The organism is Turicibacter sanguinis (assembly GCF_013046825.1).
GTDB lineage: Bacteria > Bacillota_I > Bacilli_A > MOL361 > Turicibacteraceae > Turicibacter > Turicibacter sanguinis.
The window spans coordinates 1,739,064-1,753,224 of the sequence record NZ_CP053187.1 but is presented as its reverse complement, the minus strand read 5'-3'; the positions used below and the strand labels follow the sequence as shown (position 1 = coordinate 1,753,224).

15 protein-coding genes are annotated in these 14,161 nt (G+C 34.4%); 1 reads left to right on the top strand and 14 read right to left on the bottom strand.

The features are described 5' to 3' along the window. Positions 1-207: 207 nt before the first annotated feature. From HLK68_RS08490 to HLK68_RS08455, 8 genes are all read right to left on the bottom strand, one after another. Positions 208-393: a hypothetical protein gene (locus HLK68_RS08490; protein WP_006783263.1), complete on the bottom strand. Its 186-nt coding sequence runs from the start codon at positions 391-393 to the stop codon at positions 208-210. A 39-nt stretch (positions 394-432) separates the two neighbouring features. Next, on the bottom strand, positions 433-669 hold the full coding sequence (locus HLK68_RS08485; RefSeq protein WP_132942766.1) for a hypothetical protein: 237 nt from the start codon (positions 667-669) through the stop codon (positions 433-435). Positions 670-1,453: 784 nt separating this feature from the next. Then, positions 1,454-2,461: a nucleoid-associated protein gene (locus HLK68_RS08480; protein WP_006783265.1), complete on the bottom strand. Its 1,008-nt coding sequence runs from the start codon at positions 2,459-2,461 to the stop codon at positions 1,454-1,456. Between the two features lie 103 nt (positions 2,462-2,564). Next, positions 2,565-3,020, bottom strand: a complete 456-nt coding sequence (locus HLK68_RS08475; RefSeq protein ID WP_132942767.1) for a hypothetical protein — start codon at positions 3,018-3,020, stop codon at positions 2,565-2,567. Between the two features lie 121 nt (positions 3,021-3,141). Then, on the bottom strand, positions 3,142-3,696 hold the full coding sequence (locus HLK68_RS08470) for a GNAT family N-acetyltransferase (protein WP_006783266.1): 555 nt from the start codon (positions 3,694-3,696) through the stop codon (positions 3,142-3,144). A 319-nt stretch (positions 3,697-4,015) separates the two neighbouring features. Further along, positions 4,016-4,231 (bottom strand): hypothetical protein, encoded by a 216-nt coding sequence (locus HLK68_RS08465; RefSeq protein ID WP_006783267.1) that lies wholly within the window; start codon positions 4,229-4,231, stop codon positions 4,016-4,018. A gap of 123 nt (positions 4,232-4,354) precedes the next feature. Further along, positions 4,355-6,076 carry a phospho-sugar mutase gene (locus tag HLK68_RS08460; RefSeq protein ID WP_132942768.1) on the bottom strand — a complete coding sequence of 574 codons (1,722 nt, stop codon included), beginning with the start codon at positions 6,074-6,076 and terminating at the stop codon, positions 4,355-4,357. A gap of 97 nt (positions 6,077-6,173) precedes the next feature. Next, positions 6,174-7,058: an aldose 1-epimerase family protein gene (locus HLK68_RS08455; RefSeq protein ID WP_055165529.1), complete on the bottom strand. Its 885-nt coding sequence runs from the start codon at positions 7,056-7,058 to the stop codon at positions 6,174-6,176. A gap of 132 nt (positions 7,059-7,190) precedes the next feature. Here HLK68_RS08455 and HLK68_RS08450 point away from each other — a divergent pair, with 132 nt between their 5' ends. Continuing rightward, positions 7,191-7,418: a DUF3892 domain-containing protein gene (locus HLK68_RS08450; RefSeq protein ID WP_006783270.1), complete on the top strand. Its 228-nt coding sequence runs from the start codon at positions 7,191-7,193 to the stop codon at positions 7,416-7,418. A gap of 29 nt (positions 7,419-7,447) precedes the next feature. On the opposite strand, the gene HLK68_RS08445 is transcribed toward HLK68_RS08450, so the two are convergent. The 6 genes from HLK68_RS08445 to HLK68_RS08420 all read right to left on the bottom strand — a co-directional run bounded on the left by HLK68_RS08445 (position 7,448) and on the right by HLK68_RS08420 (position 14,157). After that, on the bottom strand, positions 7,448-8,023 hold the full coding sequence (locus HLK68_RS08445; RefSeq protein WP_129821219.1) for a helix-turn-helix domain-containing protein: 576 nt from the start codon (positions 8,021-8,023) through the stop codon (positions 7,448-7,450). 126 nt (positions 8,024-8,149) lie between these two features. Continuing rightward, positions 8,150-8,671 carry a tRNA (cytidine(34)-2'-O)-methyltransferase gene (locus HLK68_RS08440; protein WP_006783272.1) on the bottom strand — a complete coding sequence of 174 codons (522 nt, stop codon included), beginning with the start codon at positions 8,669-8,671 and terminating at the stop codon, positions 8,150-8,152. Positions 8,672-8,720: 49 nt separating this feature from the next. Further along, positions 8,721-9,740, bottom strand: coding sequence for a tRNA epoxyqueuosine(34) reductase QueG (queG, locus tag HLK68_RS08435; protein ID WP_006783273.1), 1,020 nt, complete (start codon positions 9,738-9,740; stop codon positions 8,721-8,723). Positions 9,741-9,909: 169 nt separating this feature from the next. Then, positions 9,910-10,776, bottom strand: a complete 867-nt coding sequence (locus HLK68_RS08430; RefSeq protein WP_006783274.1) for a sugar ABC transporter permease — start codon at positions 10,774-10,776, stop codon at positions 9,910-9,912. 3 nt (positions 10,777-10,779) lie between these two features. Then, positions 10,780-12,159 (bottom strand): carbohydrate ABC transporter permease, encoded by a 1,380-nt coding sequence (locus HLK68_RS08425; protein WP_006783275.1) that lies wholly within the window; start codon positions 12,157-12,159, stop codon positions 10,780-10,782. Positions 12,160-13,212: 1,053 nt separating this feature from the next. After that, positions 13,213-14,157 (bottom strand): IS30 family transposase, encoded by a 945-nt coding sequence (locus HLK68_RS08420; RefSeq protein ID WP_055164393.1) that lies wholly within the window; start codon positions 14,155-14,157, stop codon positions 13,213-13,215. Positions 14,158-14,161 lie beyond the last annotated feature (4 nt).

Sequence of the window (14,161 nt, the reverse complement as noted above, 5' to 3'; positions counted from 1 at the left end):
CGATCTTTGGACAAAGAAAAAAGAGAAGATTTCTCTTCCCTTTTCCATTGATTAAACTTGGTAGGGCGGCGTATCCTACATCTCTAGTTACTACTTTAAAGTAGCGCTTTGGGTGCCATTTCCAACTTCAAATTCAATCAGTATAGTTCAACATAATTGTATCATAAGTTAAAGCTACACTCATCTACTAGAATGAATTATGCATTCTTAACTAGGAGGTAACACAATTTGTACAATCTGTAAAACAGTTAATAAAAAAACAGCTAAATTAGCAGTCATAATTCCGATTGATTTGAAGCTAAAAGTAGCAGAACTACTTCGAATGCTTTCAATTATTTTTGCTACTCCATTTAAAATCCCATAAACTCCAAAGAATAAGAAAAATAGAATCAAAAAATTTAAAAATGCATAATTCCAGTTATCATAAATTACCTACCATATCACTATAAAAAAAAACCCACTCCCTAAATCTATTAATCCATCTATCTTCTTCATTAACTTACTCAATTCAACAGTGAGACCAACAATACCAATAATGCCAGATAGAGTTGAAATCATCCCATTGACTACTCTGTTTCCTAAGTAATCTGGATTTAAATACAAGAAACCTAATATAAAAATAAAGGCTCCAGAAATACAAATACCATTCCATTTATCTTCTTTTTTCATACTTCCTCCCAATTAAAAAGAGAGAAATATTTCTCTCTTGTCTCATACTATGAAACTCTATTAAATGTCATATCGCAAATACTTAATTTATATTTCATCCACCAATAATAAGTATCTACGAGTTCGTAATTTTCAAGTCTAGGTCAGTCATTTAATATGAATTTACGGTTTCATTTAAATTAACACCAGTCTACAATAAGGTATAACCCTATCAGTGGAGAAAACCTAGTGAACTTAAATATATATTTTTTTCATTAATCAGCTATTCTGTTAAGCTCACTAGGACAGGGAACCCCTCACTAGTGGACGAATGCTAAGAGCTCAATTTACAATTGAGCTACTTAGCGTGAGGAATCCCCCCGCCCACCAGCGGAAGATAGCTACGAGTTCGTAAATTTCAAACTTAAGTCAATCATTTAATCTGAATTTACGGTTTCATTTAAATTAACACCAGTCTGCAACTCAGTATCACCCCACTTGTGGAGGATAGAAAAAAGACTAAGTAAAATTGAATTTTTCTTAGTCTTTGCTATATAACAAATACCCAGTCTGCAATCAGGCATTGCCCTATCAGTGGAGGAAACCTAGTGAACTTAAATATATATTTTTTTCATTAATCAGCTATTCTGTTAAGCTCACTAGGACAGGGAACCCCTCACTAGTGGACGAATGCTAAGAGCTCAATTTACAATTGAGCTACTTAGCGTGAGGACTCCCCCCGCCCACCAGCGGAAGATAGCTACGAGTTCGCTCATTACATTCACTCACTACGTAGCGCGGGTCCCTACTTATTCTCGATGTTCCCGACGTTTTTGATTTGTATTGATAATCTTCCATCTGGCATGTTGATGACTTCGATGTAGTCTTTGTTGTTGTAGTAGTCGAGTGGGATGGTGATTTCGATTCCTGTGTCTGTTTTGATTTTTTGTGTTTTCTTCAGTGGCATTTTGACCCAGTTTGTGTTTTGTACTGGTTTTTTGATTCCGTGATCTTCTTCGATTTGTGTCACGTATGTTAGTTTTGCTTCTGGAACTTGGTAGAAGACTTCTTCTGCGACTTCTTTTAGGTCAAGGTCTTTTCCTTCGTTAATGGTTTCTTTGATGACACGTTCTAAGGCCGGTACGACTTCTAATTTATCTAAATCATGATTTTTGATGACTTCATCTGCCACAATACGTGCTTTTTTTACAGCTTCTTTTACGGAGATTTCAGTTTTACATCCTAAGATTTTATCCGCATAAAGGAATGTATCGTCATCAACTGTTACTGTCATATTTTCTAAAATTGTCAGTGTTAGTTTATCTAAACTAATCGCAAAGAAGTTTGCGCTACTTAAACTAGCTGCTGGAATAATTGCTTGATGGACAATTAGGTTGTTTTGAATTCCGGTTTCACTTTGATTAACGTGGTGAACCATCCCCTCTTTACACGTTAGCTCAAGCCCTACGACATAGTCTTGATCTGAAATGGTTACTTCGCATAAAAATAAATCAGTTGATGTAAAAATCTCGTAACGATCTTTAATATCAAATCGCTTCGCTGCAATTTTCTCTGCAAATTCTGAAAACTCAATTGCACGATTGCGATAATCTAAAAATAGCTGACGCGCTTCACTGTCTTCCTTAAACACAGCAGGACGTCCCCCAGCATTTTTCATACACTTCTCAATATTTTTCTCTAAAAAGTGGTATGCCCCATCCACTGTATCATCAATCGGACGCTCTGTTGGCATGAACATCTGATGAACATTATCTAACAAATATAAATAACAACTCTTAACATTTACCGCCATTTCTTTCACCTCTTTATAATCATACCTACAAGTATACAATAAAATTAAGGTGAACATAATACATAAATTGTCGTAAAGGTAAATAAAAAAAGCTAGGTTCTCCCTAACTTTCTTTATAATAAGATTGGCACGACTCACATCTACAACGCCTTACATCATAAATATATTGATAAAGATTTAGCTGCGCGGGCTTTTTAAGGCAATCAATGTCGAACCACTTGCTATCACCCGTAATCTTATCATAGACATCGCCCTTAAGTCGAAAATTATTCTTTTCAATCCAAAATTTTTTACCTACCTCATCTCCTGCTGTAAGTCTAATCATCACTAAATATTTAAAAGCCTCACTACAACGTAACAGTCTATTAAACAAATCAACTCCATGACCATGATGAGATATTGAAACCTGAAAAAACTGAATCATTAAATAAGATAAATATTCATGATCCTGATTAAAATAAACTCGTAACTGCATCGTCCATAAATAGCCTCTATTATTTCCCATCACCTCTATAAAATAACCATACTCAGTTTCATCCCATACTAAATCATAAATCACATCTGATTCTTGCTTTAAAAGCTCAATAAATAATTCAACCTCTCCATCGTATCACCCCTAAACTTAGTTTATGAAAGCGAATACGAAGATAAAACAAAAAGCAAAGCATAGTGCTTTGCTTTTAATGATAAGATTGACATGAATTACAATTACAAGGTTTGATAACATAAACAAACTTATAATTTTTTAGCATCTGAGGTATTTTTTCACAGTCTTGATTAAGTGCTAACTCTTCTGTTTTCTCTAACTCTTGAAATCCTTGTTTCTTCCAAAAACTCACCGCAGTTCGAACAGAACGTAATCGAATCATACTTAGCCCACCAAATGCTTGAGTACAATTTAATAAATGCTCAAATACTTTAGATCCATTCCCTTGATACATAGGTAAAGTAGCAAACTTATGAATTTTAATATATGTAATTTTTCGTTCAAATTGCGGACTTTGATTTGGATAATACAATTCTAACTGAAATAACCAATTTAATCGACCATTCTCAAAGTGATACTTCACTTCATAGCCGTATCGTCTCATATATATTAACAACCGCACATTTTCATCTAATAATTCATCTAATCCTTTTTTCCATTGAACACAAAAATTGGCAACCTCATCTGTGACTAACTCAGCTAACTCATTGAAATCTCTAATCGCACGATGATTTACCGAAATATTCATTAGATCCCCCTCCCACGCCACGACTTTTTCCTTGATCCCTTTATTATATTCCAATGCTCTTATTCTTCTACAACATTTCACTTTAGAAAGCCACAAAATATAGAACATATCCTAGATCTATAACCTTAAAAAAATTAATTACTAAATATACTTTCTATTATATATATCTATTTTTTCACGCTTAAACAGCTTTTAATTGGTCTAGAACTACCTATGGCAAGCTCATTATCAAAATGCTCTATGACTCAATATTGAAAACAAAAATGTCTTAGATTAATAAAAAAAAGATTAAAACTCGAAAGTTTTAATCCCTTATCCCTTAACTACAAACTCGACGTCCGTATCCAAATTCTACTGTTTCATTATACTTGCGATTTTTGAATCCAGCAAAATTTAATCCCTCATTTTTAAACCCATGTTTTCTTACAACTAAACGTTCCCCTTTACAAAACACTTTTCCTTGTGTTGGCTTCACTAAAGCCTTGGCAACATGATTATTTGTTTGATAGGTTGCAATTGATACTCGTCCTTTCATATCTTCATCCCCTTATATGTTATTTTTTTCACAAATCAATACTACCACATAATTGAAAATAAAAAAAGAGTTCTCCGTGATAAAATTCACGAAAAACTCAAGTGTGTGTATAGATTAAGTTAATTAAGCGATAATTTCATTAACGCGAGATAATACATCTTCTTTAATTTTTGCTACTTGCTCATCTGCTTTTTCTAATACATCAGCAACAACACCGATATAAACTTTAGCTTTTGGCTCAGTTCCAGATGGACGTAAAACAAACCAAGAACCATCTTCTAATGTATATTTTAAGACATTTGATTTTGGTAAGTCAATTGCAGTTGTTGTATCATTTTTTAAATCTGTATGAATAGATTCTTTGTAATCTTCTACCGCCACAACATCTTTACCTGCAACTGTTAAAGGTGTGAATTCACGGAATTCAGCTAAAATCGATTGAATTTTATCTGCTCCTTCTTTACCTTTTAACGTAATATTGACTAACGCTTCGCGGTAGCATCCGTAAGTTTCATATAACTCCATTAAAACATCATATAATGTTTTTCCATTTTGTTTATAATAAGCTGCTGCCTCAGCACACATTAAAACAGATTGTACAGAGTCTTTATCGCGTACGAAATCTCCAATTAAATAACCATAAGACTCTTCATACCCGAATACATATTCATAATCAGTATCTTCAAGCATACGAGCTTGCTCACCGATAAATTTGAATCCTGTTAACGTTGAAACCACTTCAAATCCATAAGAACGTGCAATAGCCGCTCCCATATCAGATGTTACAATCGTATTGAATACTTTACCTTTAACTGGTAACGTTCCATGAGCTTTCTTTTGAGATAAAATATAATGAATTAAAATAGCACCTGTTTGGTTACCTGTTAATAACACATATTCCCCTTCAGGATTTTTAACAGCTAAACCTACGCGGTCTGCATCTGGATCCGTTGCAATTAAAATATCTGCATCAATCTCATTCCCTAAAGTAATCGCCATTTCAAACGCAGATGCTTCCTCTGGGTTTGGAGATTTTACAGTTGAGAAGTTTGGATCTGGAACACATTGTTCTTCTACAACATGTAATTGGTCATATCCACACTCAGTTAACACACGGCGAACTGGAATATTCGCTGTTCCATGTAATGGTGTAAACACGATTTTTAAATCTTTTTTATTACAATCTGGATTAATTTCTAATGCTTTAACACGCTCTGTATACACATCATCAATTTCAGAACCAATGATTTCAATTAATCCAGCCGCTTTTAATTCTTCTTCAGATTTTACTTCAATCTCAAACATATTCTCAATCGCATCCACTAATGCAATCACTTGATCTGCTTCAGCAGGAACTAATTGACAACCTGTTTCATCATAAATTTTATATCCATTATACTCAGGCGGATTATGAGAAGCTGTTACCACAATTCCTCCTACCGCATTTAAATAACGAACAGCAAATGATAACTCAGGAGTTGGACGTAATGATTCAAACACATACGCTTTGATTCCATGAGAAGCCATCACTTTAGCTGACTCCATTGCAAATTCTGGTGAGAAATGACGGCAATCATAAGCAATCACCACTCCACGTTCCTTAGCATCTTCACCTAAACCTAATAAATACTTTGCAAATCCTTCATTTGCTTTACGAATTGTATAAATATTCATACGGTTTGTACCAGGTCCAACAACCCCACGCATTCCCCCTGTACCGAACTCTAAGTTACGATAAAAAGCATCCTCTTTTTCTACTTCTGTCATGCTTTCTAATTGTTCTTTTAAATAAGACTCTAAATTTTCTTGTCCCATCCAGTTATTGAATTCTGTTTCAAAAGACATAGCTCACCCTCCATATTCATAATTTAACTGATAGTTATTATATCATAATAATAACCAAAAAATAATATAGACTATTTTAAAAATACCGACAAACTTCTTACTTAAAAGTCATCGAATAACTCGCCTCAAACATCGAATGAGGTTCAATGACTTGAATTCCCTTCTTACTCATCAGTTCTTGTGGCTCACCAACCGTATCCGCCACTCCATACCAAGGCTCGATACAAACAAAATCTGCAATCTCACCTAAAGCATTAATTGGCGACCAAATTCCAACATACGGGAATCCATCAAAACGTACAACCACTTCACGTTCATGATTATAACATCCAAGCGTGATAGCCGCTTCATTTTCAATAATTAACGTCGGATACTCTTCAAATAACTCTTTACTTAACGGTAATAACTTTAATTTATCAATAATTTGTTCCTTCTCTTCATACACACGGCCAGTTTCATTGTCAAATAAATACGTCGAAATTCCTTCATTTGTCTCAAAATGAAGATAATAATCACTGTATTCATCATCAGACGCCAACTTTGTACTAAAAGCAGGATGGGCTCCAATTGAAAATGGCATCACTTCCTCGTTATGATTCAACACCTGCCATTTTACAGCTAACGTCTCATCCTCTAATACATATCCAATACGTAAAACAAAATTGAATGGATACATCTCACGTGTCACATCATTTGCCTTTAGTTCAAACCAAACAGTATCAGATCCTTGTTCTACTAATTCAAACTCTAAATCACGGGCAAATCCGTGTTGTGATAATGAATACGACTTTCCATCATATAAATACTGATTCTTTGCTAGTCTACCCACAATTGGAAATAAAATCGGCGATGATTTTGCCCAAAACGACGGATTTGAATCCCATAAATAATCAATCTCATGCCCTAAATGATAAACTCGCTTTACTTCGGCTCCAAGAGTACTAATTTCCACTAATAATTTTTCATTCTGAATTTGAATCATTCTATCCCTCACCTACTTCATCTAAACTATTATTTCACATCATGAAATCGCTATTTTATTATATCATAATTTTTACTAAATGCGATTTTTTTATCAAATATAGGGCAAACTACAAAAAAGGAGGTCATATCTATGACAAAAGAAAAATTTGTCGCTGTCCGTCGTAACAACGATGGCGACCTTGTAGCTTTCAAATCAAACACAGGAAAAGAATACGATTACGAAACAGCCAAAGAACTTTGTGAAAAAGGACTCATCGAAAATGCTCAAACCTTCAAAGGTAAAGGTGGTGGTACCTATATCCGCGGGGTTGTCGATGGTGATAAAGATAACAACCTATCAAACTTACCAAACTTCTAATTTCCGAGGAAATATTCCAAAAGCACTGACTAATCAGTGCTTTTTTTCTTCAAAATAATTGTTACTCCTACACTAATCACAAGGTACACCATACTTACTACTATCAAATCAAAAATCACTGGTCTAGCTTTAGGATAAAATATCATCAACTGATCCACTAAATACTTCACAATAAAAGGGGGGATAAGCCAAACACTTGAAACTTTTATCCAATATATCTCCTTATAAGTCAGTTTTTCATGAATCACTATAAATAATATAATCGTCACAATTTGAATAACCCACCCTATTGTCACTAACATAAAACTTTTAAAAGTCACCCACATCATAAAAGAAACAACCAAACCGATTACCATCATACCAATTAATACAGGCAAACACTTTCCTTGATTAGTCGGCTGACATTTTAAATCACCACGTAATAAGGAATCAATTGAAACATTAAAAACCTCTGCCAACCTAATTACATGCTCCGTATCTGGAATGGCATCTCCTAGCTCCCATTTAGAAATTGCCTGTCTTGAAACATTGAGTTTCATTGCCAACTGCTCTTGTGATAACCTTTCCTCTTTACGGAGTTGTACAATTTTTTCACCTAACATCATCTCAAACCCTCCTTTCTTTCACTTACAACCATACTAGATTTCCCTACACTAAGCTACCATCTCAACCTTGAAAACCTCGCAACTCAAAGTTGCATAAATAAAAAAAGTGACAATCGTCACTTTTTTCTATTCTTCATCACGTAAAACCCAGTCTGCTCCTTTAAATGGTTCAACTGTCCATAAATCTAAGAAACTTTGTTGACGTAAAGCCTCATAAGCTAAAATAGCCGCTACATTTGAAACATTTAACGAACGAACTTTATTTGTCATTGGAATACGGAAACAGTTTTCAAAATAAGGACGCAAAATCTCCTTCGGAATACCGCAACTCTCTGCTCCTAATACAATGTAATAATCTTCTTCAGGATTTGAAAAATCCATCTCCGTATGATTCTTTTGACCATAACGCGTACAGAAACAGAACTTTCCACCTTTATTTTTTTCAACAAATTCGTCCCAGTTCTCGTAAACGACATAATCCACTTCATTTACATAATTTGCACCTGCACGTTTAATACTTTTTTCATCAAGTGTGAATCCCATTGGTTTAATTAAATGTAACTTAATATCCGTCGCTGCACAAGTACGCATAATATTACCCGTATTTTGTGGAATCTCTGGATTAAATTGTACTAAATGAATTGCCATTTGCCTCACCTCTATTTTATTTTATCACAACCAAATTTAGAAAGGAACCTTACTTCTTCTCTAACTCTTCGTAAGCTACAATAGCCGCTTCTCTCAACCAGTCTGGTGCTTGTCCATCTCGTAATTTTGCTATCTCTGGCAGAGCCTCTTTATACTTATAAAAACTAGCATTAAACATCGCATTACGTTTCAAAACCGAGACACCTCTCCAAGAGCCTGCTAAATGACCATACTTCTGTTTAAACTCTTTATTACTCATCTTCAAAATTTCATCAATCTTTGGAAACTCTACACCTGTTGGCTCCATCTTCTCATGCAAATGAAAATCCACTTCACGATTATACGGACAAGCCTCTTGACAAATATCACAACCATAAATATTTTTACTAATCTTCTTATACAACTCTGGATCTAAGAACTCCTTAGACTGCGTCACATAAGATAAACATCTCTTTTCATTCAAGCTTCCATCAGGTTGAATCGCCTTCGTCGGGCAGGCTCTTACACAGCGATCACACGTTCCACACTGACGCTCAATCGGATTATCACTTGGAAACTCATAACTTACTAATAACTCTCCTAAATAAAGATAACTCCCAAACGTCTCATTGATAATCGAACTGTTCTTCCCACTAAACCCAATTCCAGAACGTAAGGCAACTGCTCGATCATTAAAAACCCCCGTATCAACACTCACAATCACCTCAATGCCAGGAATTTCTTTCTTCAGCCACTCTTCAAGCAACTGAAGCTTTTCCCCAACAATGACATGATAATCAACACCCCATGACGAACGCGAAAACTGCACATAAGGATCCTCTTTATCTTGCACCGGAAACTGAGTATTTCTCGGATAACTGACACCAATTGAAATAAACGTTTTAGCGTTTTCCATTGATAACAAAGGATTTGTCCGTTCTAGGATACTCCCCTTAGTTAGACCAGACGACCAACCAAGCTCATCACGCCTTCTAATTTCATCAGCCAACTCTAAAAAAGGATCGACACTACAAAATCCAATCACATCAATTCCAATTGACTTACTATATTCAATCAACTTATCTTTCATTAAATCACCTACTATCTATCTCCTCTACTTTACCTATAAAGTCAAAAAAAATCAAACGATATTAAACTAATTTTTTTGCTATGAAAAACTTAATTAAATCTATCGTATTATAAGCTAAAACTTTAGTTCCTAAACAAAAAGAGATACCCGAAGGTATCTCTTAAAATTTTTATCCTTTGTTTGCCCCTGCTGTAATACCTTCGATAAGGAATCGTTGCATTGACACATAAAGAATTGTAATTGGAACGGCAACAAGTACACATCCTGCCGCGAACATCGTAAAGTTATTTTGATTTTGTCCGTTAATCATATCATATAAACCAACTGCTAACGTTAACTTAGAGTTTGTTGAAATGATCATACGAGGGAAGATGAAGTCCATCCAAGGTGCCATGAACTGAGTGACAGCAACGAATGAAATGATAGGTTGTGCAAGAGGGAAAATAATCTTGAAGAAGATTTGAGCTTTCGTTGCACCGTCAATCATTGCCGACTCATCTAACTCTTTTGGAATTGAACCTAAATACCCTTTGATTAACCATGTATTCATTGGAATTTGTCCAGCAGCATAACATAAGATTAATGCCCAGTGGTTATCTAACATGTTGAAAGTTAAGAATAAAATGTAAAGAGCTGTCATCCCCATGAATGAAGGGAACATTTGAAGTACTAATACTGAAATTAACGCTGGTTTTTTACCTTTGAAACGGAAACGTGCAAAGATATATCCCATACTAGTTGATAAAGCAACAGATAAAATCATGTTAATAACAGCAATTTTTAATGTATTTAAATACCATTGTGCAAAGTTAGTTTCCTTAAATAATCGGAAATAATGTTCAATCGTTGGATTTTCAGGGAATGGTGTTGCAGTTGCAAGAGATGAACCTTGGTTAAATGATGAACCAACAATCCAAACGATCGGGAATAAAACTATAATACACATGAAAATTAATTCTAAATAAATTAAGATTGTATAAGAAATCTCTTTAATTTTACTCATTGTATTTATTTTTGAAGATGCTTTAGACGCCATTTCCTAGTCCTCCTTAAACGCAGCCGTTCTCGTGAAGTTCCATGCAGAGAAAGTACCGATGATTAAGAAAATAATAATCGACATTACTGATGCCATGTTATACATACGATAATCGAGCGTTAATTTATAAATCCATGAAATTAAGATATCTGTATGTCCTGCGTAGATAAAGTTTGGATTAACAGGTCCCCCTTGAGTTAAGAAGTAAATTAATCCGAAGTTATTAAAGTTACCCGCAAATGACATAACTAATAAAGGAGCTGTCGAAGCAAGTACTAAAGGTAATGTAATTTTCCAGAACTGCTGACGTTCATTCGCTCCATCTACCTCAGCTGCTTCATAAATTTCTTTTGAAATTGACGTCATAATACCTGACATTAAAGCCATGAAATATGGGAATCCTAACCATAATCCAATACCTAAAATTGTTAAACGTGGAATCCAAGGATTTGAAGAATCTGTTAACCAATAAATTGGAGAATCTATGATTCCTGCTTGCATTAAATATTTATTGATAGGACCAAATTGTCCATTAAATAATTGTTGGAAGTTTAACTGCGAAATTAAGGCTGGTACTGCCCATGGTAAAATTAAAATACTACGCCAGATTTTTTTACCTACAACGCGTTTATTATTTAAAATTACCGCTTGGAATAATCCTAAGAAGAATGGTGCTGCAGTCGAAATCACTGCGAAAATAATTGTCCATAAGAATACATTCCAGAAAGTGTAGAACCAAATATTCCCACCGTCAGCAGTAGAAGAAGCGGTTTCGCCAATTGTAAATAAGAATTTAAAGTTTGCTAATCCAACCCAGTCAACTAGTTTAGTTGGTGGTAAATGCGCACTATTGTAGTTTGTAAATGCTACTAAGAATGCAAAGATGATTGGCATGAATGAGAACATTAATAACATTAATGTTGAAGGAACGATTACAATATATTCAAATGCATGTTCCCATGTTTGAATTAACCATTCTTTACTCGACATTACTTCGCCTGTCTCATTAATTAATTCTGCTGATTTGTATGCATCTCGAATATTTACAACATAAATCACTGTAAATACAACTAAGATGATTGCTGCAATAATACCTTGAATTAATAACATAACTGAGTGATCCCCGGGCGTTAACCCGCTCTCAGTTAACATTGAAGTTTGTGTACCTAATGTAATTAAACCCCAAAGTCCTTTTCCGAAGAAACCTGTACTTTCACGGAATGAAAAGGCTCCAGTAAAATAATTTCCTGTTAGCAATTCTGCTCCAACTAAAAATGCTTGGAAAACAAAGAATAAAACTGCTTTTAACCATTGTTTATTGTATGCTTGGCCTGCCCCCCATACAAAAACTGATAATAATGCTGCCAATTTTGGCTTTTTCATTCTCTCCACCTGCCTACGATGATATTTGCTTTACACCCGCGGTATTAGCCTTACCCCTCTTCACTTACTCCCAATAATTTATTTACAATCAACTTTAAAAGACAAATAAACTATTGGGAAGTAAATGAACGTAATTTGCTTCCCCCTCGGTGCTATAGCTATATGATAACGTTTTATTTTACTAAATGAAACCGTGTAACCAATTACATAATATTTTTTTTGAAAATTATACCTGATTACTATTGAAACCATCATTTTTCCATATCTAAATATCTCGTATTTTCGCATAATGTGTCTTTTTTTCTTTTATTTCAATAAAAGAAAAAGAAAAATTGTTGGATGAAAATTAATAAAAATTTTTAAAAAAATGACGGTATACCATATTTATTACATACTTAACAATCACTTTAATTTATCTCCCTTTTAGTATGTGATTTTAGTGAAGAGAGAACATCTTTTATCATGCCCCCAAAAGACATTTAACCTCTTTTCTGTTACCTTATTAATGACTAAAAGAACAATTAAAACAAAAAATTTTAATCGCTAATCCATATTCTATCAACTATATTCACCTATTAAAGTTGTTTATCTTTTATAATAACCATACTGAGGGAATGATACCTATTTAAACTCTTCCAGACTGATTTCAGGCGATCTACTAACGTATATTAAAAATTGCGTCATTCTATCTATTCAATTAAGGGGTTTTTCCTGTCCATTTAGGGCGTTAAAAGAAGCATAGATAACCTCTATGTCAAAATTCAAATCTTACCCGTAGCTATTTTTAAAATGTCATATATAGCTTAAACTACCTTCTAGGTTTATCACCTAAATTCATGGCACCTTAAGATCACAATCGGAATTTAATCTTCATACCTTAAATAAAGAACAAATCACTTACTTAAAATAAGATATCTCCTAATTCCCCCTTTCCAACTTTTAAAAATCATTCTCTTTCTATCTAAAATAAACTAACTATGACCTACTATCTAACTGATTCTTCCTCCACTAATTGTTCATTAACTCCTCTATTTTTATCTTATAGACGAATTGTCAATACAAATGCGACAGTTTCTCATGAAATAGCTCGAATGAAGTTTTCCACCCTAAACATTTTCGTGGTCGATGATTAATGAGGCAGAGTGCCTCATTAATCTCTTCGTCACTGACTCGTGCTAAATCTGTCTTCTTCGGGAAAAACTCTCGAAGAAGACCATTGGCATTTTCATTACTTCCTCTTTGCCAAGACGAATAGGCATCTGCGAAGTAAACAGGAACCTTTAAATCAGCTTCTACTTTGGAATAACAAGCAAACTCTTTTCCTCGATCAACCGTATAAGTTTTAAAGGTGTCTTTAGGAAAGAGTTTATATAACTCACTAATCGCTCGGTACATTTCTGTTGCTGAGCGATTTTCTATTTTAATGGCCACATAAAAACGTGTTTGACGTTCAACAAAGGTCGCCAAGCAACCTTTACTCTTTCCACGACTTGAAACAACCGTATCTAATTCCCAGTGCCCAAACGTTTCACGTCTTTTTACTTCTTTGGGACGTTGATGAATCGACGTTCCAATGTTAAATCGTCCGCGTGTTTCTCGTGGTTTTCGTCGCTTTCCTTTTTGTCTTAAACAACTTAAATCTCCTAACAAAATGGTTTCATCATAAATCCAACGATAAATGGTTTTAAATGAAAGAACACCCTTTAAAACGGTATTAGAAATTTGTTCAGGCGACCAGGTTAACTTTAAATAATGTTGGATGGTCTGAATGACTTGTTCAGATTTCTTCTCTGGACAACGACAACTTAATCGACGTTGTCCAGCTAATTCTTCTGCTAACTCAGCCTGATACGTCTTTTGAGTATTTCGTTTCAGTTCACGAGCAATCGTTGAATGATGGCGATTTAGTTGTTGAGCGATTTGTCTCGTTGAATAGCCCATTTTTGAAAGAACTTCTATACGTGTGCGCTCAAATGTGTTAAGATGTTTATAACTCATAAAT